General features: G+C 39.2%; 18 protein-coding genes. 5 read left to right on the top strand and 13 right to left on the bottom strand.

The features are described from left to right. Positions 1 to 56: 56 nt before the first annotated feature. Complete coding sequence (murD, locus tag CH362_RS11405; RefSeq protein ID WP_100710475.1) at positions 57 to 1,406, top strand: UDP-N-acetylmuramoyl-L-alanine--D-glutamate ligase; 1,350 nt, start codon at positions 57 to 59, stop codon at positions 1,404 to 1,406. A 2-nt stretch (positions 1,407 to 1,408) separates the two neighbouring features. On the opposite strand, the gene CH362_RS11400 is transcribed toward murD, so the two are convergent. The 6 genes from CH362_RS11400 to CH362_RS11375 form a co-directional block, all read right to left on the bottom strand. Further along, on the bottom strand, positions 1,409 to 3,391 hold the full coding sequence (locus CH362_RS11400; RefSeq protein WP_100710474.1) for an HD domain-containing phosphohydrolase: 1,983 nt from the start codon (positions 3,389 to 3,391) through the stop codon (positions 1,409 to 1,411). Positions 3,392 to 3,486: 95 nt separating this feature from the next. Next, positions 3,487 to 5,841: a patatin-like phospholipase family protein gene (locus CH362_RS11395; RefSeq protein ID WP_100710473.1), complete on the bottom strand. Its 2,355-nt coding sequence runs from the start codon at positions 5,839 to 5,841 to the stop codon at positions 3,487 to 3,489. A 157-nt stretch (positions 5,842 to 5,998) separates the two neighbouring features. Then, positions 5,999 to 7,393, bottom strand: a complete 1,395-nt coding sequence (gene flgE / locus CH362_RS11390) for a flagellar hook protein FlgE (RefSeq protein ID WP_100710472.1) — start codon at positions 7,391 to 7,393, stop codon at positions 5,999 to 6,001. 30 nt (positions 7,394 to 7,423) lie between these two features. Continuing rightward, positions 7,424 to 8,149: a flagellar hook capping FlgD N-terminal domain-containing protein gene (locus CH362_RS11385; protein ID WP_100710471.1), complete on the bottom strand. Its 726-nt coding sequence runs from the start codon at positions 8,147 to 8,149 to the stop codon at positions 7,424 to 7,426. Positions 8,150 to 8,159: 10 nt separating this feature from the next. Next, a complete protein-coding gene (locus CH362_RS11380; protein ID WP_100710470.1) occupies positions 8,160 to 9,638 on the bottom strand; it encodes a flagellar hook-length control protein FliK in 1,479 nt (492 codons plus the stop codon). Positions 9,639 to 9,780: 142 nt separating this feature from the next. Beyond that, the gene (locus CH362_RS11375) at positions 9,781 to 9,978 is read right to left on the bottom strand and encodes a hypothetical protein (RefSeq protein ID WP_086446179.1); all 198 of its coding nucleotides are present in this window, start codon (positions 9,976 to 9,978) and stop codon (positions 9,781 to 9,783) included. A gap of 855 nt (positions 9,979 to 10,833) precedes the next feature. Here CH362_RS11375 and CH362_RS11365 point away from each other — a divergent pair. Then, positions 10,834 to 11,124, top strand: a complete 291-nt coding sequence (locus CH362_RS11365; protein WP_125169721.1) for a hypothetical protein — start codon at positions 10,834 to 10,836, stop codon at positions 11,122 to 11,124. Positions 11,125 to 11,144: 20 nt separating this feature from the next. On the opposite strand, the gene carB is transcribed toward CH362_RS11365, so the two are convergent. The 5 genes from carB to CH362_RS11340 all read right to left on the bottom strand — a co-directional run bounded on the left by carB (position 11,145) and on the right by CH362_RS11340 (position 18,131). Next, positions 11,145 to 14,456 carry a carbamoyl-phosphate synthase large subunit gene (carB, locus tag CH362_RS11360; RefSeq protein WP_100710467.1) on the bottom strand — a complete coding sequence of 1,104 codons (3,312 nt, stop codon included), beginning with the start codon at positions 14,454 to 14,456 and terminating at the stop codon, positions 11,145 to 11,147. A 70-nt stretch (positions 14,457 to 14,526) separates the two neighbouring features. Then, on the bottom strand, positions 14,527 to 16,797 hold the full coding sequence (locus tag CH362_RS11355; RefSeq protein WP_100710466.1) for a sulfatase family protein: 2,271 nt from the start codon (positions 16,795 to 16,797) through the stop codon (positions 14,527 to 14,529). Next, the gene (locus CH362_RS11350) at positions 16,778 to 17,371 is read right to left on the bottom strand and encodes an RsmD family RNA methyltransferase (protein WP_100710465.1); all 594 of its coding nucleotides are present in this window, start codon (positions 17,369 to 17,371) and stop codon (positions 16,778 to 16,780) included. Before CH362_RS11350 ends, CH362_RS11355 begins: the two co-directional genes overlap by 20 nt. After that, positions 17,368 to 17,970, bottom strand: a complete 603-nt coding sequence (locus CH362_RS11345; protein ID WP_425269050.1) for a hypothetical protein — start codon at positions 17,968 to 17,970, stop codon at positions 17,368 to 17,370. The genes CH362_RS11350 and CH362_RS11345 overlap by 4 nt, the downstream gene beginning before the upstream one ends. Then, positions 17,940 to 18,131, bottom strand: coding sequence for a hypothetical protein (locus tag CH362_RS11340; protein WP_100710463.1), 192 nt, complete (start codon positions 18,129 to 18,131; stop codon positions 17,940 to 17,942). Before CH362_RS11340 ends, CH362_RS11345 begins: the two co-directional genes overlap by 31 nt. A gap of 106 nt (positions 18,132 to 18,237) precedes the next feature. On the opposite strand from CH362_RS11340, the gene CH362_RS11335 reads away from it, so the two are divergent. Both CH362_RS11335 and CH362_RS11330 read left to right on the top strand, forming a co-directional pair. After that, entirely contained in the window at positions 18,238 to 19,230 is a 993-nt protein-coding gene (locus tag CH362_RS11335; RefSeq protein WP_100710462.1) for a hypothetical protein, read from the top strand. A 4-nt stretch (positions 19,231 to 19,234) separates the two neighbouring features. Continuing rightward, a complete protein-coding gene (locus CH362_RS11330; RefSeq protein WP_100710461.1) occupies positions 19,235 to 19,594 on the top strand; it encodes an LIC12806 family lipoprotein in 360 nt (119 codons plus the stop codon). 32 nt (positions 19,595 to 19,626) lie between these two features. On the opposite strand, the gene CH362_RS11325 is transcribed toward CH362_RS11330, so the two are convergent. Both CH362_RS11325 and CH362_RS11320 read right to left on the bottom strand, forming a co-directional pair. Continuing rightward, the gene (locus CH362_RS11325) at positions 19,627 to 20,037 is read right to left on the bottom strand and encodes a type II toxin-antitoxin system VapC family toxin (RefSeq protein WP_100710460.1); all 411 of its coding nucleotides are present in this window, start codon (positions 20,035 to 20,037) and stop codon (positions 19,627 to 19,629) included. Then, complete coding sequence (locus CH362_RS11320; RefSeq protein ID WP_100710459.1) at positions 20,038 to 20,268, bottom strand: type II toxin-antitoxin system Phd/YefM family antitoxin; 231 nt, start codon at positions 20,266 to 20,268, stop codon at positions 20,038 to 20,040. Positions 20,269 to 20,482: 214 nt separating this feature from the next. Here CH362_RS11320 and CH362_RS11315 point away from each other — a divergent pair, with 214 nt between their 5' ends. Then, positions 20,483 to 22,543, top strand: a complete 2,061-nt coding sequence (locus tag CH362_RS11315) for an adenylate/guanylate cyclase domain-containing protein (protein ID WP_244280558.1) — start codon at positions 20,483 to 20,485, stop codon at positions 22,541 to 22,543. Positions 22,544 to 22,580 lie beyond the last annotated feature (37 nt).

The raw sequence follows: 22,580 nt of genomic DNA, 5'->3' as shown, positions 1-22,580 counted from the left end.
ATAATTTAGAGACAATTCTCGATGCAAAAAATAGCCTGTCAACCAAGTTCCCCAAGATGAAGAATTTTCCTACCTCCTTATTAGGCCAAAGAGTCCTGGTTCTCGGCGGGGGAGTTTCCGGCATGGCAGCGCTTCGACTCTTGAAAGAGAGACAAGCGAATGCTGTTCTTTGTAATTCCCAACCTGTTCCAGATTCAAATGTAACGTTCGTAGGAGAAGATGTAATTTTAGCGGACCTTCTTCCAATCGCACTCATCGTAAAAAGTCCGGGAATTTCTCCTTCTCATTCTGTAATTTCCCAAGCAAATTCTCTCGCAATCCCAGTAGTTTCCGAAGTGGAATTAGCAAGAGCGTTCTATTCAGGAAAATTGATTGGAGTTACAGGCACGGACGGAAAATCCACCACCACTTCTCTCGCCACTCATTTAGTTTCTGCTGATTTTCCTGGAGCAACTGCGGGAGGAAATATTGGTTTAGCGTTTAGCGATTTTTGTCTAAAACCGGTTCCACTTTCTGTGTTGGAACTTTCCAGTTATCAGTTAGAAGATTCCGGTCCTTTAGAACTTAATGTATCTGTAATATTAAATCTTGCCTCGGATCATTTAGAAAGGCACAAAAATTTAGATAATTATTTTGCTGCCAAAACTCGAATTGTAGATTCTTCCAACCCAAGTCATACTCTTGTGACTAGTTCCAAACTTTTTAAAGAAAGAATTCAAAAACTGGGATGGACCTGCAAAATTTTAGTCTTCGGAAGAGAACCAGGAAGCGACGCGATCATTTCGGAAGAAGAAAGAACCATCAAAACTGCGAAAGCGGTTTATGATGCGAAAAATTTTCCTCTTCCTGGAGGCCATAATTTGGATAATTTGGCGGCTTCTATCCTGGCCTCAGAAGCAATTGGTGCTAAATCCGAACATATACAAAACTTGATCGGCACTTTTAAAGGTCTTCCTCATCGTTTCCAACATGCGGGTAAGGCGGCCGGTATTTCTTTTATCAACGATTCCAAATCTACTAACCTTCATAGTATGCTTGCAGGTTTAAGCACCTGGAAGGACAAAAAAGGCACATTTCTGATCTTAGGAGGAAGGCCTAAAGCAGAACCTTTGGAACCTCTAAAAGAATTTTTGGCCTCAGGTATCGGTTGGGTTTTATTGATCGGAGAAGCAAGAGAAACCTGGGCTCCGGTGATCTCCCCTATTTTAGGTTCTCATTTGATCTTAGCGGATAATTTGGAAGAAGGTTTTTCTCAGATTAAAACTGCTGTTCGTTCAGGAAGAGCAAGAGTTTCGTCCGTGGTATTTTCGCCAGCATGTGCGAGTTTTGATTTATATAAAAACTTTGAAGAAAGAGGAGAACATTTTTTAAAATTGGTCTCCGATTGGACCAGAGAAGAACCTTAGATTTATTTAATATGCCCTTGGTGGTTTAATTTTTCCCAAACCTTGGACTCTACGAATACTTTTAATAGATCTCCGTCCAAATGATTTTCTTTGGCTTCCATTTCTAAGATGTCCAATGCCCTATCTACAGGAACTGCTTTTTTATAAGGTCTATCCTGATCTGTTAAAGCATCAAATATATCTGAAATAGTCATGATCCTAGATTGGATTGGGATATCGTCTCCGGAAAGTCCTCTCGGATATCCTGTTCCATTTAATTTTTCGTGGTGAGCATGTGCAATGGTTGGCACCATTTTTAGATCATTTGTCCAAGGAATTTTACTTAAAAATTGAAATGTATGCTCCACATGTGACTCGATCTCTTTTCTTTCATCAAAATCCAAGGAACCTTTTTTGATGGTTAAAAACCCAAATTCATAAGGAGAGATAAGTTCTAAATTTTCTCCTTCGGTTGTGATGTATTGCATCTTAGCAATCTCTTCTAAAAACTGAGAGTTTGCTTCTTCTAAAATAGAAGGTTCATTGCTCTGGCTGATGATTTGGAACATAGAGGTGAGTCTTTTACATTCTTCATTAAACTCAAACTCTATCGCTTTTTCGAAATCAGAATATCCAGTAGGACCATGCTTCTTTAAATATTCTACTTTTCTTAAGTTCAATTTAGATTCGAAATCTTTCTTTAAGTAGCGGAATCTCCAATCAATTAGACCGATCTCAAGATCTTCTAATTTTTTGGCCTTAACCAAAACTTTTTCCCTAACTCCTACTTTTCCAAAATCGTGAAGTAGAGAAGCGTATCTGATCTCTTTAAGTTGTTCCTTAGAAAACTTTGTTTCCTTATATTTTCCGAAGTCTACTCGGTCTAATGTTTCTGCGAGTCCAACTGTTAATACGGCGACTCTAAAAGAGTGACCACTTGTGGTTGGATCCCTTGCTTCAATCGCATTTACAGATGCAGTTACAAATCCTTCGAATAATGTTTCGATCTCTCTTAAAAGATAATTGTTCTGTATGGCTACTGCAGCTTGCCCCGCCACTCCAAGCACCAATTGAGTGGAATAATCATCGAAAGGTTGGATCTCATCCCCTTTCATTTGCTCCATAGACAATTTTTGGTTAAAATTTCTTTTACGGTTGATGAGCTGAAGAACACCCACCACATCTCCCCTATGACCTTTCATAGGAACGACTAACATGGATTTTGTATGATAATTTGATAATATATCAAAATTTCCATTAAAGGAGAATGCAGCATCCTCAGGCAGATCGTAAACATCTTGGATGTTCAGAACCTTGCCCGTTTCTGCAACATAACCTGCAATGCTAGATTTATTGATAGGAAGAATAAACTCCTCTGTATCTATACTCAATGCAGAAATTTTAAAACGTAAATTCCGAACAAACCCAATATCGTCTTGTTCTACCAGATACAAGGATCCAGAATCTGCATTACAGATCTCTCTTGCGCTGTATAAGATCTCTCTAAGAAGTTTATCAAAATCTTTTTCATTCGCTAAGCTGATACCAATCCTTGTTAATCGGTTAATCTCATATTTTGCAGTATTGATCTTATGTAATAGATCAAACTGATCAGTGATCATATGTAGATGTAAAAATCCGTTTGCGAAAGTTTTAGAAAGAAGAAGGTCTGATGTGATCTCAGGCAATATTCCAAAAATCAGATCATCTTCGATTTCGGTATTTTTATAACCTTCGTAACCAAGGTCTGCATTCAAAATGAATCTGGCCAGGATCAGAGGATTCATTCTAAGCTGTTCTCTGATCTTACTATGCTCCAACTCTAATGTTTTGTCGGAGATATAAAATAAAATGTCTACGAATTGAGGAGTGTCCTTAATCTCTGAAGACTCAAAAAAGTCTTTCAGATTGATAAGATCAGCCGCCATCTTGGTGCGGAGGATCGAAAGTCTTCCAGCAAGAGTTGCGGAATCCGTTACGATATATTGCTTAAACTTGGATTCCATCCTGATTATCCCATCCTAAGCATCTTTTAAAATCGTGAAAAGGAGTTTTTTTCAAGTTTTAGCCTTGGGTAATCTTCGAAAAACGACCGTTTGGCCTAATTATTCTTCCTTTCCGAATATACTTTATCCTTAATGATCTTGGCCCAATCCTTTACGGATCTTTGCGAATGCTCATAGCCTATCTCATATAATCTTTTGTATTCATCCCAATCGAATGTAGAAAAATCTCTTACCGGTAATTCGACGAATATATCAGAATTTTCTTTTGTTTTAAGAAGATTATTTCGGCTGGATAATAGCATAGATCTCATGAACAACTCACCTATATGAGGGAAAGAATATCTATCTTCCTTTTTCATAAACTGATTTCCCAAAAGTTTTAAGGCAGAAGGACCTTCCCCCGGAAATCTGGACTCAACAAGTAACCCATAAGTTTGGTCCTTATTCGGTTGAGACCCTGCTCCTAAGTCTACTGAGATCAATACATCTGCACCTTTCCTTCTTACTAAAGAACCGGGAAGATTATCCCAAAGTCCCCCATCCACATACAAGGCGCCGTCAGTATAAAAAGGAGGAAAGATCCCTGGTATAGAAGTACTAGCTCGGATCGCTTTCCAAACTTCTCCTTCTTCAAATACTTTTGGTTTCGAATTCGTAAGATCGCATGCCACGGCTAAAAAAGGGATCAATAGAGTTTCTATCTTTCTATTTCCGAAAAATTCTTTGATGGCCCTAGAATATCTCGCGCCTCTCAAAATAGAAACGAATGGAAGAGTATAATCTCTTGTAAGTTTTGCTTCTATCCAAACCTCTTTGATCAGTCTAAGAGATTCGTCGAATCCATAACCCATTGCAAATAATCCGGCCATGATAGAACCTGAACTAGTTCCTCCAATCAGATCGATTGGTATACCTGCTTCTGTTAAGGATCTGAGTAGTCCTAAATGTGCAAAACCTTTTGCGCCTCCGCCAGAAAGAGCAACTCCTACAGACCTACTTTCTAATCTTCTTGCAATACGATCAAATTCTCCTGCTCTTTTCTTTCTCAAGATGAGCTTCTGGCCTGGCAATTCATGAAGAGTATCCTCCAATTCTCCCCAACGATTATAAGAATCATCTAGATAGATTACGGATTCTTTTGTGGTTTCACCTAGGCTTTCTCCTTGGATCAAATTCCAAGAGTAAGAATTTTTTAATATTGGTCTTCCAGTTTCGGCAAGAAGAAGGATACGATCCGCCTGTCTAAGACTCGCTTCCGTCCAGAGAGGATCGCTAGAAGGTCCAACTTCGAATACTACGTTATCATATTCCTTCTCCAGTCCGGCAAACCAAGATAGAATATCCGGAATCCCAAATCGTATTCCGTTTTTTTGAAGTACCTTTTTATCTTTTAAGAACTTAGAAAGCTTTTCCTCGTTCACCGGAAGTGCAGAACCGAACGATTTTAAGGATTTGGAAAGTTCATTTGAAAAATGTTTAAGAGGAAAACCTTCTGTGACAGGAACTAATGCGATCGTATGAACTTTTCGACCAAAGCGAGAAGATTCCTTATTCTTTTGTCCCAATCTTCTCGCGATTGTTTCAGTCACATGGAATAATGCCTCTGGAGATTCGGAGATAAATTTTCTAAATCCGTTTCTGGAAATTTGGATTACCTGAGAAGAACGAACTGCATATACGGAAGCAGAGCGAGGTTCTCCAGTGAGTAGAGACATCTCACCTATAATATCTCCTTTTGCAAATTCTCCCTCTCCGGTAATATTACCTTGGTCGTCTGAAACACTGTATCTAAATCTTCCTGATAATATTACAAAAAGTGAATTTCCAGGTTCTCCTTGGAGCATAAGCCTTTCTCCACCCGGAACATATAACCATCTCAAATAAGGAGTCAATTCTCCGATCTTTCTACGATCTATATGAAATAATAATTCTAGATTAGAAATAAACCCTAAAAGTTCCTTATGACTTGGCTCGTAAGAAGCCATTCTGAAAAATCTTTTAGTTTCTAATCTTTCCTTCCAACGTTTAGAAGTTTCAGGATGTTCAGTTTCCCATTTATGCCAATTCTTAGTGCTGATCCGCAAAAGTTTGGAATCGGTTTCAGTTCTTACTCCAAACTTACCTTCTTTCCAATGGAAAAACCCTGCTTCTCCAAAATGAGAACCAGGTCCCAGGCTTCGGATCATCAATTCTTCTCCGGAAGAAGCCTTCGTGAATTCTTCACATTTTCCTTCTAAAAGAAAATAGAACCATCCGGAAGATTTTTCGGAAGCAATGAGGATTGTGCCAGAGTTTACAGATTTATATTCGAAAAGTCCCGCAAAAGAGGAGGTTTCTTCCGGATCCCAATCACGGAATAATTCCTGGTGGGATGAAAATACAGATCCGAAACGACTGTTCTTTCCTTCCTGTTTGTTTTTTGTTCCGACTTTTTTCTTTTTTTCTCTCACTGCGTTAGTCTCTGGTATAAGCTAAAAAAACAAGCTAAGTTGAAGAAATAGATACTGCAATCGGAAATATACTCTTAACCAACTTACAAAAGAAAAACGCCCGAAGGAAAAAATCCCACGGGCGCAAACAAAATGAATAGGAGATCTAAGTTAACGATTAACGTTTCAGACCCAGGACTTCCTGTAACATTTGGTCTGTGGTAGTGATCGTTCTGGAGTTTGCTTGGAAACCTCTTTGAGTAACGATCATATCAGTAAACTGATCGGAAAGATCCACATTTGACATTTCTAATAGACCTGCGTTGATCTTTCCTCTACCTGCAATACCAGCTTCTCCGATCAAAGGTTCACCTGAGTTATTGGAGAATGCGAACATTGTATCCCCTGCCTTATCCAAACCAGCCGGGTTATTAAAAACTGCAGTTGCAATTCTTGCTAAAGGTTGTTTAATTCCGTTGGAATAAACACCGGTAACAGTTCCGGAATTATCAATGGAGAAAGACTCCAGATATCCCATAGTGTATCCGTCTTGTTTTACCGCTTTAGTAGTAAAGTCAGAAGAGAATTGAGTGATACCGTCTACCATTCCAGTCTCACCTAAAGAAAGATCAAAACTTTGAACTTGCGGGTTACCAGGAAGTTTGAAAGAAACTTTTGCGCTTAGTTTTCCAGTGTTCATCACATCTGTTCCATCGGAAACATATGTGATCTTTCCATCAGGAGTAAATCCGAACTCAAGCTCGGTTAATCCAGGCATTTGAATGTTTTGTCCACCAGTAGCAGCAACATCCACGGAAAGTTGAGTAGAATCAGTTAATGACGTTCTTGCTTTCCAGGTATTCTCACGTACTTTGTAGAATTCCATTTTGAATTCTCTCTCGGCACCTTGGTCATCAAAAACCTTGATAGTAGTTACATGTCCTCTTCTTGCCTTAGGATCCGGATCATTGATCATTGCAGTGATCTCTTCAGGAGTGGCGTCAGGCGGAACAGCTTGCACGGAAGAATTCAAGTTGGATCTGAAATCCACTTTGGAAGTAGCTCTTGCAGGTTCTTTAGAATAAACTGGGATTACAATGTCTTCAATAGATGCAGAGGAGTTAATATACTTATTCCCTTTTTCATCGAGGCGAGAATTCCAACCTTGCACCTTCAACCCGTTTGCAGGGTTTACATAATAACCATTCTTATCTAAGTTAAACGCACCAGCTCTGGTATAGAATTGTTTGTCTCCGTCTTTAACGATAAAGAAACCTTCTCCAGAAATCGCGACGTCAGTGTTCTTACCAGTAGTTTGCAAAGAACCTTGGGTCATGATCTTATCGATCGCAGCGATCAATGATCCAAGACCAACTTGTTGAGGGTTGACCCCTCCGATATTTTCCTTAGGCTCGGAAGCTCCTCTTAACTCTTGGGAGATCATATCCTGGAAAGTAACACGCTCCGTTTTAAAACCGTGAGTGTTCACGTTAGAAATATTGTTACCGATTACGTCCATCCGCACTTGGTGGTTTTTTAAACCGGAAACTCCTGAATAAAGGGATCTCATCATGGCGCTTATACCTCGAAATTTTCTATTTAATTAATAATTGCTATCGTTCGGTTTTCCGGGAAAACTCCAGCCTGGAGCTCCGGAACTTGTTTCTTCAAAACTAGAATCATTCTGATTTTGTAATGTATTCTGGAATTGTTGGGTTTGCATTGATTGCGAAGGTTGAGTTGTAGGAGTTCCTACAGGAGTATTAAGAGAAGATCCTGCTCCAGTAGGTCCTGCAGTTTTCGGAGCAGGTGCTCCAGTTTGTCCCTCTTGTTGATTGAGTATTGCGGGATCAGTGATCAAAGTGATTGCGTCGATCTCTACAGTTCTACCGTTTACTCTTACGAAAGACTTACCGTCTCCGTCGAAGAATAGTGCGCCTGCAGTTCCCACTACATTCTCTCCAGTCACAAAATCAGGACCAGAAACGATCTTACCTACAAGAGAGAAACTTTGGCGATTGGTCATTTTACCAATTCCTTGGGAGATATTATTCATCTGCTCTAAGGAAGAGAATTGTGCCATCTGTGCGATAAAGTCTTGGTCTTTAACAGGATTGGTAGGATCTTGAGAAGAAAGTTGAGTGATCAACAGCTTTAGAAAATCATCTTTTCCTAATGCTTTCGCAGTGGAACGGACCTCGATACCTTGGAGACCACTCTTTTCTTCTTTCTCCAATTTATCAAAATGCTTCCTTAAATCGTAACTTCTGTCTCCTTCGAGATAACGGCTACGTGTAGCTTCATTAGAAACTGCGCTTGCTTCAGGCATGATCCTCTCCTTAAACCAAAATGTTTAAGCGTTTATCAGTATTCTTTTCGGCGAATTCTGAATTTTCTATAGAGTCCATTTCTGAAACTTCTTCTAAATCAGAAGAATTCGAAAAACCGGAGGCCTCAAATCCAAAACCTTCTTGGTCAAAAAAGCGAGATGCATCTTGCCCATCCCAACTCATGCGTAATGAATCTTCAGATTCCACTATTAAGGATTGTAGATCCAATCCTTGTTCTTTAAAATCTTTTCGAAGTTGTTCCAGATCGCCGGCGAATAATTTTCTAACCTGATCCGACTCTACTAAAATTTTACCCTGGACCTTATCGTCCTCTACAGTAATGCGTAAGGAAACTCTTCCTAACTCTCTTGGATTTAATCTAAGAGTTGCTTCCGATTTTCCATTCTCAACAATATTCAATTTTGCTGATTGAACCAATCTCTGAAAGTTTTCCTTCATTTGAGAACGATCCATTGAAGATCCGGGATTTGTTTTAGAAGGTTTAGAATTTTGTCCTGAAACTTCTTGGTTTTTCTCCACTACCCCAAGGCCAGCTTTTAATAGAGTAAATGTGGTCTCGTTCCCGTTTCTTTGGGAGAAGTCTTGGTTCCCGGAACCTTTACCGAAAGTATCCGATTTAGAAGCTTCTTCTACCTGAGCCGCCTTCGCTGCTTGGTTTTTGGAAACCATAGAAAGAGTTTCTTGTTTTTTCTCTCTGGTGATCTTCCAATTATCTGATTCAGGAATAAAATTTTCTTTATGAGAATCTTTTAATACAGTTAGAATTTTTTCTTCATTTGCAGGTTTGGAAAATTTACGTGCTTCTTCCAAACTTTTTAAACCTTCATCCAGACTTTCTTTCTCTGGAGTTTTTTTGGTTTCTTTAACAGAACGTTTTTCTTCCGGCTGATTAGATTTTAAAACGGAAACATTTCCTGCTTCTTCTTTTTGTTCAGCCTTAGGAGCTTCTTCTTTGGAATGTTTTTGGATTTTTTTAAATGATACAGATTCTTCTTGGTTTGCTGCACCCGAGACTTCTTTTTCTTTTTTTGCCTCGAGTCCCGCCAAGAACACGCTCATCTGAGTAATAAAAGGAGAATCTAATTCATCTGATTCTAATTCTGTATCGATCTCTTCATCCAGCTCAGAATCAGCTTCTGCTAGTTCAGCCTTTTGGGCCTTCTTCTCAGAAAGACGAACTAATTTTTCATTCTCTTCTTCCGAGTCGGTTTCTTCTACATCTTCCTCTTCAGATCTTACAAATAATTCAGGTTCTTTGGACTCTTCCACTTCGGAAGATTTTTCTTCCTTGATCTCCGACTTCTGCCCTTCTTCCAAAACCTTTTGAGAGCGAAGCTGGATGGACTTCATCAGGTCCATAAAACTTACGGAAGGGGCGGAAGTTTTTTCAGAAACGTTAGATACCTTTGGTTCCGCCGATAGCGAAAATCCTTCTTCTCTGCCTGGTCCTTCCGTTCTGATCTGCATAGTTTGCCCCTTGCAGTATAAGGATCGAAAGATCTGTGGATTCCTTGATAGAATTATAAGATTATCTTCTTCCTTTATTGGATTATGTCGTATTGAAAATCCCCGGATTTTCGATGAGCGTTAAGGTGTAGGAACTCCTACATCAATTATAACCTGCGAGTTCTTCCAAAATCCAAGCATGAGCATCCTGAACAGTTTTATGTAGGTCCTCCAACTTATGAAGGTCCATTTTCAACGATCCATTTTCGAAGTGTAAATGCACATGTCCGCAATTGGCGCATAGATCCACTATAAAGTAGTTTCTCTCAGAAATCCGGATCGGGCGGCAGTATTCTTCCATTTTGTCCTCTTTCCCCTTACGATCTTTCGCAGAAGTAAATTGTCAAATTGATTTTGAGTCTCATTATTGACAAAAATCTTCACATGCCAGAAACTGATGAAAGTAAGAAAAGTTTGGCGGCTCCGTTCGCTTGGCTCAGGCCGCGCTGCTTCGATTTCGCTGTCGCGGGAACGAAGTGAGAAATGTAAATTAAATGCTTACATCTTATCTCATTTGTATAAAGCAAACTCGGAGTTCATTACAGAAGTATGAAAAGAAAAAATTACAGTAAAAACATCTTGTCTCTCGTAAACGAACACTTAACGTAAAAATTGTATTTTCAATAAATATGAGAAACCGAAAGAAATTATATTCTAAAGTCATAATGCTTCTATTAATACTATTCTTTGCGAATGGCTGCGAATGTCCTGGACCCTGTGGTGGAAAACCAATGACTCCGGTTGAGAACGCCATTCTCTCCCTACTTATATCCCAAACCCCTCCCTTTTCCGGATCTTGCATTTTACAAAACGACTGTATTGAATTTCAAAGTGCAACGAATGAATCGACTCATTTAAGTATCTGTAATTTTCAAGGAGGCCAATACCAACATGGCGTCAGTTGTGACTTATCCTCGAAATCTGCAGAATGTTCCCTTCTAAAAGAAACGTCTATTTTCAGATTAAAATATTATTATGGAAACTCTTGGGGAAGCCCCGAATCAACAGAACATTGTGAAACAAATCTTGAAGGGATTTATTCTAATTTATGAATGGAAGAAGTTTCTTACCGATCTTTTTCCCTTTCGGTTTGGTCTTTTTACTATTTTTTTATTTATCCGCACCTTTCCCGAATGATTCGCCGGGATGTTGCAGTATGCCACCTAACCCTTTTATTGATTTGGCTCAAAATTCAATCGCATGCGATACGCCGAATTCATCTAGCTGTACTGTGTTAGGTGTAAATACAATTATTTCTGTGAAAAGACTTTGCGCTCTTTATCTTCCAAATTCGAATCCGATCGATCATTGTTCAGAAACAAGTATTGCAGCCTGTTTAGTAAATGGATATGCTTTGGAAAAAAGATATTATAATACAGGCCCTACACCTTGGGATAAAAATTCCGCAAGCGCAGATTGTTCCAGTTTAGGCGGAGAGTTAGAGTAAAGCCCGCCTTAACTTTGGATTTACTTAGAACTATGGATCTCTTGCAGAGAACGAATGGTGAAACCTTTATCAGTCATCTCTACCATTCCTTTGATTAAAGCTTTGGCTGCACTCGCAGTAGTCAAACAAGGGATCTTATAACGGATCGCTGCCTGACGGATCGCAAAACTATCATCTCTGGTCACTCTACTAAGAGGTGTATTCAGTATAAGATGGATCTTGTTTTCGCGGATATAATCCAATGCAGTTGGGAACTGATTATCATACACCTTATTGATCTTGGAAGATAGTATTCCATTTTCGGATAAGAACTTATGAGTCCCTTCTGTAGCGATCAAAATGAATCCAAGATCGGAAAGATCTTTGATATATTTTAAAAGATCCTTTTTGTCCTTATCGTTTACAGAAACGAATACAGTTCCCTGAGAAGGAAGTTCCTCTCCAGCCATATACTGGGACTTTAAGAATGCTTCTCCCGCAGTGTCGGCGATCCCCATCACCTCCCCTGTGGATCTCATTTCAGGTCCAAGGATTGTATCTACTCCAGGAAATTTATTAAAAGGTAATACTGCTTCCTTCACGTTTATGGTCGGGAATACCATTTCTTTCGGAAGAGGGAGCTGTTTTAAAGTTTCTCCCATCATGATACGAGTAGCGTATTTCACAATAGGATGGCCAAGAGCTTTAGATACGAAAGGAACCGTTCTGGAAGCTCGAGGGTTTACCTCGATCACATATACAACTTCTTCCTTAACTGCGTATTGGATATTGATTAGACCCTTGACTTGCAATTCTAATGCGAGTGCTCTTGTTGCGCTTCTGATATCATCCAATACTTTTTTGGACAAGGACTGAGGAGGAAGAACACATGCAGAATCTCCGGAATGGATCCCTGCTTCTTCGATATGTTCCATGATCCCAGCAATGAATACATCTTTGCCATCGCAAAGCGCGTCTACATCCACTTCTACTGCGTCTTCTAAGAAGGAATCTATAAGAAGAGGTCTGTCTTCTGAAATTTCTTCAGCCTTCTCCATATACTTATCCAACTCTTTTTCTTCGTTGATAATAAGCATCGCTCTTCCACCCAATACATAACTTGGGCGAACAAGAACCGGATAAGTGATATTGTTTGCGATCTTTCTTGCTTCTTCCATAGAAGTAGCAATTCCGTTATTAGGAGAGATCAATTTCAGTTTTTCTAATACTTCTGCGAAACGTTTTCTATCTTCTGCTCTATCAATAGAATCAGGGCTTGTTCCTAAAATTGGAACTCCCCTACTTTCTAGATCTTTTGCAAGTTTAAGAGGTGTTTGTCCACCGAACTGGATGATTACTCCGTCCGGCTTTTCTTTTTTATAGATCTGTATTACATCTTCTAAGGTCAGAGGTTCGAAGTATAATCTGTCAGAAGTATCATAGTCAGTAGAAACTGTTTCCGGGTTGGAATTCACCATGATGGATTCCACTCCCAGATCTTGCAAAGCAAAGGAAGCGTGACAGCAACAATAATCGAACTCGATCCCTTGCCCAATCCTGTTAGGTCCGCCACCCAAAATGATTACTGATTTATTAGAGGTTACGTTTGTTTCATCTTCTTCATCGTAAGAAGAATAGAAATAAGGAGTATAAGCCTCAAACTCACCGGCGCAGGTATCGATCCTCTTATAGATTGGTTCTATTTTAGAAGATTCTAATATTTCTTCCAGATTCTTTTCTTCTTTTTTGAGGACAGAACCTATTTCTGCTTTTTTCTTATCAGGAGTTTGCGAAGTAGAAAGTATCTTTTCTATTTCTGCTTTTTTAGCAAGGAAAGCTAACTGTCTATTGGAGAATCCCGCTTTTTTCAGTTTCCCTAAAACAGAATTTCCTTTTTGTATAAATTCTTTTTCTAAATTCTGTAGATCTTCGAATTGATATAAGAACCAAGGATCTATTTTGCAAAGATTATGGATCTGTTCTACACTATAACCTTCTTCTAATGCTTTTTTAACATAGAAGATCCTTTTATCATTCGGTCTGCGTAAGAGCGAATCTATCCTTTCTTTTCTTTGAGGAGTAGTTAGTGTATGGAATTCAACTAACTCAGCAAAATTTCCATCTGAGCCAAAACCGAATCTATCGATTTCCAGGGAGCGCATTGCTTTTTGGAAACTTTCTTTGAAAGTTCGGCCTATCGCCATGGCTTCTCCCACGGCTTTCATCTGGACTCCCAAAGTATCATCTGTTCCAGGGAACTTCTCGAAAGCAAACCTAGGGATCTTAGTCACCACATAGTCAATAGATGGTTCGAAAGAAGCAGGAGTAACTCTTGTAATATCGTTTTTGATCTCATCCAAGGAGTATCCAATAGAGAGTAACGCAGCGATCTTTGCGATCGGGAATCCTGTAGCTTTGGAAGCAAGCGCGGAAGATCTAGAAACACGAGGGTTCATCTCGATCACGATCACATCGCCGTCTGCCGGATTTACTGCGAATTGGATATTGGACCCACCAGTTTCCACTCCGATCTCTCGGATGATACTGATGGACATATCTCTTAAATTTTGATATTCCTTATCGGAAAGTGTTTGTTGAGGAGCTACTGTGATCGAGTCACCAGTATGAACTCCCATAGGATCTATATTCTCAATAGAACAAATGATCACTACGTTATCAGCAAGGTCTCTCATGACCTCTAACTCGAATTCTTTCCAACCCAAAACGGATTGCTCTAATAATACTTGGCTAATTGGAGAAGCCTTGAGACCTTTGCCGACCACTTCGTCGAAGGTTTCTTCGTCGTAAGCGATCCCTCCTCCGGTTCCTCCCAGAGTGAATGCAGGTCTTACGATGAGAGGAAGTCCGATCTGAGCCTTGACCTCGGCCGCTTCTTTCAGATTCGTCACGAGACCGGAACGAGGAACTTTAACCCCGATCTTCTCCATTGCTTTTTTGAAAAGTTCTCTATCTTCTGCTTTTTTGATCGCGTCTATTTTAGCGCCGATGAGTTCTACATTATATTTTTCTAATAATCCAGCGTTATGGCAGGCCAATGCAAGGTTTAATGCTGTTTGACCTCCTACAGTAGGTAGGATCGCATTCGGCTTTTCTTTTTCCAAAATTTTTTGGACGACCGCGACAGTCAGGGGTTCCACATAAGTGGCATCCGCAAGATCTGGATCAGTCATAATAGTAGCAGGATTGGAATTGAGAAGAATAACTCGAATTCCTTTTTCTCGAAGTGCTTTGGCGGCCTGGGTGCCGGAATAGTCGAATTCGCAGGCTTGGCCGATAACGATCGGCCCGGATCCCAGGATCAGAACGGAGCGGAGATCTTCCCTTTTGGGCATATTATTTCCAGGATTTTTATTCTGGCCTGTACTTCAAGTCTTTCCGAACAAGAAAGAAAAAACAGTTCAATCAAGGTTCGGTTTTCGGCAGAAAATAGTCTCCTGCCTTCTTCCATTTCCCGGAACTGATCAGTAGGAGCTCCAACTTACGTTGTAAATCCCCACAATAAGAAGCAGGGAGAGGTTTTGTATTCCACGGATCAGAAATTCGATCGTAGCAGGTATATAAAACGCCGCCAGGACTCGGAACATAGATCAGTTTTTTAGTCCTGGTTTGAAGCATTCTATGCTTGGAGAAAAGAACAGTCTCTTTTGCATAGGGATCTGAAACAGTCACACTATTTCCGTCATTCGGATCGATCGTATGCAATTCGAGAATATTCGGATAATGGATCCTATCCTTCTGAAAAAAATGATCTCCTCTATCCGAAAACCAAATCCCGGTCTCAGAATACACAAAACGATCCTCTGCCCAAGTATCTCCCTTGGGAAGTTTGGTCAGATCTTTTCCCCTAAGTGAAAGTTTAGGATCTGTAGGAGTTCCTACAACAGACAAAATTGTAGGAAACACATCCAAAGAGGTTGTGATTCCTTTAAAATTGCGGACTTCTTTTCTCTCAAAAGACTTAGGAAACTTGATGATAAGAGGGATTTTGGTCACTCCCTCCCCTCTCAAATGTTCTCCGTGACCATGGCTATGATCCTCTTCAAATAAGGATTCTCCATGATCTGAGGTGAGAATGATAAGTGTGTCGTCGTATAATCCTCTTCTTTTCAGCTCTTCTAATATTTTCCCGACCGAAAAATCAAAAGCAGTTAATGAAGCAGAATAGACAGAACGAATTTGTTCTTGTTCTTTTTTATCAGGCTTCTCCGAATTACTCGGATCTACAAAACGAAAATATTTAGAAGGTCCATAATAGCTGGGATCAGTATTCTTATAAAAAGGATATGGCGGGCTATATGGAAAATGAGTTACGGAAGAAAAATAAAGAGCAAAGAAGGGACGATCCTTTTTATCAAACAAAGAGAATAAATCTGGAAGAATGCGAAAATCATCTCCCAAACTCGGAAGAGATCGGATAGAAGAGAGGTATTCTCCTCCTCCAAAAAAAGTTCCGGTCAAAACAGGAAGAAAGAAAACCTGAGACTCAATTGTTCTTTGTTGGGTTAAAGTCTCCGCACTAAAATTTGGAGCATATACATTTTGGAATCCCCAGCTCGCTCTAGGAAAAATATCTCCCGCAAAGGAAGAAACCACATATGTTCTATGAGATTTTCCTAAAATACCGGGAAGTGTCGGAACAGAATTTCCCAACTTAGAACGATCTTCTTTATCCGGGAACATGTCTTGGATACCATGTTCAAAAGAATATTTCCCGCTCAGAAAATCCGCCCAAGAAGGAAATGTCCTAGGAATAGTAGAATGATGATCCAAAAACACAAGTGATTCAGAAGCAAGCTGATCTATATTCGGAGTTTTATCCTTCTCTCCTTTTACAAATCCCAATTGATCCTGACGAATACTGTCCGCAGAAATAATAAGCACGTTCGTATTAGAAGAATGTTCCAAGGCTTCTTTAGATACAACGCTCTGCTGTCTTTCCAAACGAGATCCTGTAAAAAAAGAAAACCCAAAACCTAAGAGCATAATTGCAATAAAGGTAAGATCTTTTTTAGATCGAGTAAATTGGATATCGAAGGAATAAAATGCAGAAGCAACTAAAACTCCCCAAGCAGATCCTAAAAGATGAAAAGAATAAAATAATATTATAAAAACAACATATCTAATCAAGGATTCGTAAGATTTAGCTTCCCAGAAGGTGAATCCAGCTCGAGCGACCTGAACGGCTAAAAATAAAAAAAGAACAGATTTAAAGAAGAAGGGAGAAAAATGATCTGTAATAAAATATAAAAGTCGGACGATCCAAGAATGTCTATAATAGAAAAATTCTCCGTAGACTTGCGGATATTCAGAAACAGATCCACAAAACAGAAGAAACAAAACAGAGAATAGAATTAGATAAATTTTATATATCTCAATTTTGTTTCCTTTCTTCCATGCAGAAAAATCAGGGCCTAAAAATAGAATTGCAGCACCTAGGAAAAACGCATAAGAAGAAGCAAACACCCCTCCTAAATCCCGTAACAATAAAGGAATCAGTCCGTAAAAAAGAGAAATAAATTCACTGATATCCACTCCCATGACATGCAAGGAAGTATTGGTAAGCAGACAAAGAAGAGTCAGAACAAATACAAAAACTCCGGAATGGATCCAAGGATTTCCAGATTTAAATTCTGATCGGATTAGGTTTTTAAATTTAAGCCAGAACTCTGACATTCAAAGTATTCCTTCCGAAAGAACGAGGAGTAAATCCTTCCCAGTTCAAAGGAAGAGGAGACTGTACGATAATCGCCGCCACACCAGGTTCATTTTGGGTGATCTCTTCTACTACGTTTTTCAATTTTTCTGTCTTCTTGTCCCAGAAAGAATAAGGAGGATCCATAAAATATATTTTTGTTTTTTCAGGAATATCGAATCCAGAATAGAATCTGAAAGCATCTTTACGTAAAACTAAATGAGGCTTTCCTAATTTATCCAAAACACCTTTCAGGTTCTCGAATCTATCCCAAGCAAGTTCCAAAAACACAGCTCTTGCAAAACCTCTACTCAAGGATTCAATCCCCATTTGGCCAGAACCTGCGAATAGATCCACAAATGCGGAATCTTCTATATTCAAACGGCCCTGTAATTGTAAAGATTCAATGATATCAAATAATGATTTTTTAATGATTGCAGGAGTAAAATTACTCTTACCCTCAGGGCTAACTGGAGAAGGGATCAATCTCCCTTTTAATTCTCCGGTTTGGATCCTTAAACCCTTTGAACCCTTTGTTTTTTTTCCAGGTTTCATTTTTCCTCTTTTCTCTTTTCCAGATTCATTTCCAAGATCCGGATCCGTTTTCCCAATTTAGAATCTGCGGGCACCGATTTGAGTTTTGCCAAAATAGAACTCGCTGCCTCATATTCCTGAGAAGAATACAATATACAAGCGTATGTGTAAACACCTTCGAAGTATCGAACAGAGGACTCTCCCTTATTCAGGAAAATTTTTCCCCAACGAGTGCCTGATTCATAAGATTCCAAGACCAATGCACGTTCTAAAAATAAAAAAACAGAATTATAAAAAATAGAAGGTTGTTCCTTGGATCTGGAATAAATGCTCAAAAGAGTCTTATCTATTTCTTCCAAACTGGATTCAGAAGCAACGTATAATAAAAGGATCTTATAATCCAATTCGCCGGATCTAAGACCCGATCTAGAAACTTTTACTAAAGTATCGTAGTTTCCTTTTTTATAATATTCATAGACTTGATCGAAATCAACCGAATGAATAGAATTCGAAAATAAAAAAATAACAGTAAATATTAGGAAAGCGGCCCGAATTGATGCTTCAGAAAAAAAGCCGGACCGCAAAAAGATTAAAGCTCGATTACGCTTGAAGAGCCACACATGGAGCAGATATGATTTTCTGGGCCGTCATAAGATCCGTCAGCATCATCTTCCCAACGATGATCACAATCCTCACATACAAAAGTTACGGCGTCCTCGTCGAGGTAATCCTCGTCGCCCCCAGTTTCGTAATCCTCGTCAAAATCATAATTATAAGGCATATTTACACGGAATCCAGCAGGGGTCCGAGAGTCAAGCTAGAGTAGGAATTCCAACCTCAAAAAATAAGTGAAAGGTCCAGGCTTTTTTTAGAATCTGACTTTATACATGCTCTACCAAGCCAACCACAGAAGTTACAGAAAAAAAGCGAATTACAAACCGTTAGTGTTCTTTTTGATCCTGCTAGGTTTGGCGGGGATCGCGTTTTTTTTCAGACAAGATATCAAGAACCTGTTCGCAGGAGATAGACGTTTACTTCTCGAGAAAGAGAGAAAACTACTCCAAGAAGGGATCGTAAAAGGTGAGCCAAAAGAAGGAGAGATCAAAGAATTTAAGTCTACTGCAAAAGATTTTGTCACTTCTAATCCCAAAGAAGGTATCTCTTACCATTATGCAGCACTTTCGGGATATTACGAATTCTTACTATTAGGCTTTAGATTCGACTCGGTCACTCTTTCTAAAATTGCATATACTGGTTTCCAAGAATTTTTAGAACAAGATACATCTTATCTTCCCCTTGTGGAAGATTCTTACAGACAAGCACTTAGAGCACAGGCAATCGATCCTGAATTTTTAGAATCGACAGATAACCGTTATCTGATCGCATTCGGAGAATCTATCCGACAAAAATTAAGTCGTTCCGCGTTGAACAAACTTTTGATCTCCATAGAACCGGAAAAATTAAGTCCTGAACTAAAATCTGGCTATGCTTGGACATGCTTGGTGGGAAGCGCACTTTCTGGAAATACAGAGTTCTTGAAAAAGATCCTCTCCCAACAGGATATCTCGGGCTCCCTTCTACTTTCTGCAAGAGAATCCGACTTTTTAATCGCATTATCCGAATTTAGAGCAGGGCAATATGTATCTTCTTTAAATTATTTAAGAAAGGTCAAAAACATAAATGAGGACTTTTTAACTGGAAGTTCTAAAATTTTAGAAGCAAGGATCTTCTATTACCAAAACCTTTCTCCTAAAGCAATCGTATTATTAGAAGAATATTATCCGAGCTCAGGCGATAGAAAGGAAGAAGTTTTAAATCTCGCAAGAGAGATACTTTCTAAAAACCAGGCGCTAAAAACAAAATTGCCTGTAGAGGATTAAGAAAATGAAATATTCTTTCTCACTTATACTTTTAGCTTTTTTAGGATGTGGAATAAAACCAGTCCCTCCTCCCGCAGGAAAATTTTGTGAACCTATGCTCAAAGATACACAATGTGTGTTTCTGGACTTCCGAAATTCTAAGGCGATCTTAGAAGATAAGGAATATCCTATGAAATCCACAAGTATCTTAAATTTTTCATATAAAGTAGACGAAGTCTTTTATGAAGTAGAGGTTCTAAACGAAAACCGAGTCAAGATCACAGGTACTAACGGATTTCAAAAAACATTATTAAAACTAAAAGATAAAGACGAGAGAAAGAAAGAATACGCCAAACTTTGGAAAGCGATTAAAGAACTGTTTTAATATTAGTAGCTTCGTTCTTAAGCACGTGGTGACTATATGGAAATCACCTTTAGATTTCCCTTTTTACCGTATTTAATAATTTCCTTATCTTTCGTGACGAGTTCCGCATTCAAAACTCTCGCAGTTGCAACAATGATCCGATCCGCCGGGTCTCCGTGAAAGGAGTCAGGCAAATTCACACTTTCTACAATTACTTCAGGAGTTAGATGATAAGGCTGAATTCCCGGGGCTGCATACGCATCTTGCAACCATCGGTTTAAGGTCCCTGAGATCTGTATCCTTTTTTTGGCTGCAAGCATTCCAACTTCCCAACCGGATATTTCGGAAACGTATAGTCCTCTATGGGGGATATGCTTATATAATTTCCTAAGAATGGGTTCTTTTTCCATTTTAGGATCTCCTTCCATCAGCCAGATCCAGGCATGAGTATCCAGAACGATCATCTATTTAGAATCTACATCCCAACGTAAACCGAGGCTTGGAACGATATCTTCGTTCTCTTGGATCCGTCCTTTTAGATAACCGAATAGGCGGGCAGCAGTGCTATCCTTGATAGTTACTAACTTTGCTACAGGTTTTCCATGTTTGGTGATGATCACTTCCTCTTGGGTTTCATGGACTCTGTCCATTAAGCTCAGGCATTTGGTTTTGAATTCGGCAGCGGAAAGTTGCATACTTCTAAAATTATAATATGACCAGTCGTTAGTGTCCAGTTTTTTATTCGAAATTCCCCTGAATCCTCATTCCACTTGAATTTTAGAAGAATGTAAGCCTGAAATTTTGAGATACTACTCGAATGAGCGATGTGAAAATTCTTCTATGAAATAATTTCAGAAGAACCGACCAGATCACAAAAAATGCTCGCTGGAACAGGTTTTTTCTCCCTTATTGATTCCTACACATATGAGTGATTCAGGTCGTCCAACTCGTTTTTTCATTTTAGGAATTCTTATTTGTTTTCTATCCTTTTCCGCTTGCGCCCAAGCAAAAGGTAAAGAAAGGCCCAAGGCAGAAAATGGTACATTAGATCTAAGCAACTGGGATTTTGAAAAAGATGGAACAGTTGAATTAAACGGAGACTGGAGATATTATTGGAAGGAACTCATTCCTCCTAAAAATTTCCAAGACGATCTTGTTTCAGATCCAAGCGGTTTCATCTCTGTTCCTGGTGTATGGAATGGTCATCTTTTAAAAGAAGAACCTTTACCTCCGATAGGATACATGACCTATCACCTAAGATTATATCTTCCTGAACATACTCCCGATCTTGCGATACGAATAGACGATGGCCAAGGTTCCGCATATTCATTATACTGGAATGGTAAGTTAGTCGCTTATAATGGGCATCCAGGACCTTCTCCCGAAGAAGAAAAGCCTGAGTATCTTGCTCAAACAAGTTCCGTTCCTCATGCCAAACAAGTGGATCTAGTGATGTATATTTCGAATCACTATCATAGGAACGGCGGTTTCCAGATGCCGATCTTACTCGGAGATTCTTCTGTAATTTTTGCGGCAAGAGATCGGAACAGGATGGCTAATGCGTTTTTGGCAGGATCTTTACTCATCATGGGCTTATACCATATGGGCCTTTTCCTATTTCGTAAAAAAGAAATGGAGATCCTTTGGTTCTCTCTTACCTGTCTTGCGATCACTTCCAGAGTACTTACCAGCGGAGAAAGATTTATAGGAGAAGCGTATAGAAATGTTCCTTGGAATATTTTTATACGTGTAGAATATCTCTCCTTTTATTTAGGCGTGCCTTTTATGGCTATGTTTATGAGGACTTTGTATCCTGCGCAGTTCAGAAAAACATCCATGATCGTTATTTTAACGTTGTCACTCCCTCCGTGTTTATCGATTATAGTTCTTCCTCCTGCACTTTTCAGTTATACACTCCCTTATTACCAGGCATTGATCGTATTGGGCGGAATATACGGTATGATCATGTTGACCATAGCAATATTCAAAGGTTTACAAGGCGCAAAATTGATGTTACTCGGCTTAGGTATTTTCTTTGCTGCTGTACTAAATGACTTTATTTTTTACCAATTCCATATAGGACCAGGATATCTTACTCCTGCGGGTCTATTCCTATTGACTTTTGCTGATGCAGCTTTGCTAGGCAGAAGGATCGCAACTGCATTTAATACCAGCGAGGAATTATCAGTCAACCTGGAGAAAAAGGTAGTAGAAAGAACAAAAGAACTGGCAGAAGAAAGAGACAAAACAGATTTACTATTATTGAATATTCTTCCTAAACCTGTAGCAGAAGAATTAAAATCCAAAGGATCTGTAACTCCTGTATATTATGAATCTGCGAGCATACTATTTACTGACTTTGTTGGATTTACTAAAATTGCAGCAGAGATGGTTCCAAAAGATCTAGTAGAAGATCTACATAATTGTTTTTCTGAATTCGATTCAATCGTTTCCCGTTTAGGTTTGGAAAAACTTAAAACAATTGGTGACTCTTATATGTGTGCCGGAGGAATTCCTAATACAAACTCCACACACCCTGTGGACAATTGTCTCGCAGGATTAGAATTCCTAAGATTTATGAATAAGATCGCAGAGTCCAAATCAGCAATAGGACTTCCGTTCTGGGAATTAAGAGTGGGAATTCATACAGGACCTGTGACTTCTGGAGTGATAGGCTCTAATAAATTCGCTTATGATGTTTGGGGAGATGCAGTCAACCTTGCTAGTAGAATGGAATCCTCAGGTAAACCAGGACATTTAAATATTTCAGGCCCTACTTATGAGTTAGTAAAAGATTTTTTCGTGTGCGAGCATAGAGGAAAAGTCCAAGCAAAAGGAAAAGGAGAAGTGGATATGTACTTTGTAAATTCAATTCATCCAGACCTTTCAGTGGATTCAAAAGGAATTTCTCCGAACGAAAAATTCGAAACTTTAAGAAAAGAATTAAATCTGAAATTAAGCCCGGTTTGATTTTTGAAGTATCGAATAGTGAAATGCAAAAAACTTT

The sequence above is a fragment of the Leptospira saintgironsiae genome, assembly GCF_002811765.1.
Lineage (GTDB): Bacteria > Spirochaetota > Leptospiria > Leptospirales > Leptospiraceae > Leptospira_B > Leptospira_B saintgironsiae.
Note: the sequence above shows the minus strand (reverse complement) of the source record. Positions and strands in the feature narration are given on the sequence as shown.

Coding starts and splice junctions, on each gene's coding strand:
- murD (WP_100710475.1), top strand. CDS start 57: ATGAAGAATTTTCCTACCTCCTTATTAGGCCAAAGAGTCCTGGTTCTC.
- CH362_RS11400 (WP_100710474.1), bottom strand. CDS start 3,391: ATGGAATCCAAGTTTAAGCAATATATCGTAACGGATTCCGCAACTCTT.
- flgE (WP_100710472.1), bottom strand. CDS start 7,393: ATGATGAGATCCCTTTATTCAGGAGTTTCCGGTTTAAAAAACCACCAA.
- CH362_RS11385 (WP_100710471.1), bottom strand. CDS start 8,149: ATGCCTGAAGCAAGCGCAGTTTCTAATGAAGCTACACGTAGCCGTTAT.
- CH362_RS11380 (WP_100710470.1), bottom strand. CDS start 9,638: ATGCAGATCAGAACGGAAGGACCAGGCAGAGAAGAAGGATTTTCGCTA.
- CH362_RS11375 (WP_086446179.1), bottom strand. CDS start 9,978: ATGGAAGAATACTGCCGCCCGATCCGGATTTCTGAGAGAAACTACTTT.
- CH362_RS11365 (WP_125169721.1), top strand. CDS start 10,834: ATGCCACCTAACCCTTTTATTGATTTGGCTCAAAATTCAATCGCATGC.
- carB (WP_100710467.1), bottom strand. CDS start 14,456: ATGCCCAAAAGGGAAGATCTCCGCTCCGTTCTGATCCTGGGATCCGGG.
- CH362_RS11355 (WP_100710466.1), bottom strand. CDS start 16,797: ATGTCAGAGTTCTGGCTTAAATTTAAAAACCTAATCCGATCAGAATTT.
- CH362_RS11350 (WP_100710465.1), bottom strand. CDS start 17,371: ATGAAACCTGGAAAAAAAACAAAGGGTTCAAAGGGTTTAAGGATCCAA.
- CH362_RS11340 (WP_100710463.1), bottom strand. CDS start 18,131: ATGCCTTATAATTATGATTTTGACGAGGATTACGAAACTGGGGGCGAC.
- CH362_RS11335 (WP_100710462.1), top strand. CDS start 18,238: ATGCTCTACCAAGCCAACCACAGAAGTTACAGAAAAAAAGCGAATTAC.
- CH362_RS11330 (WP_100710461.1), top strand. CDS start 19,235: ATGAAATATTCTTTCTCACTTATACTTTTAGCTTTTTTAGGATGTGGA.
- CH362_RS11325 (WP_100710460.1), bottom strand. CDS start 20,037: ATGATCGTTCTGGATACTCATGCCTGGATCTGGCTGATGGAAGGAGAT.
- CH362_RS11320 (WP_100710459.1), bottom strand. CDS start 20,268: ATGCAACTTTCCGCTGCCGAATTCAAAACCAAATGCCTGAGCTTAATG.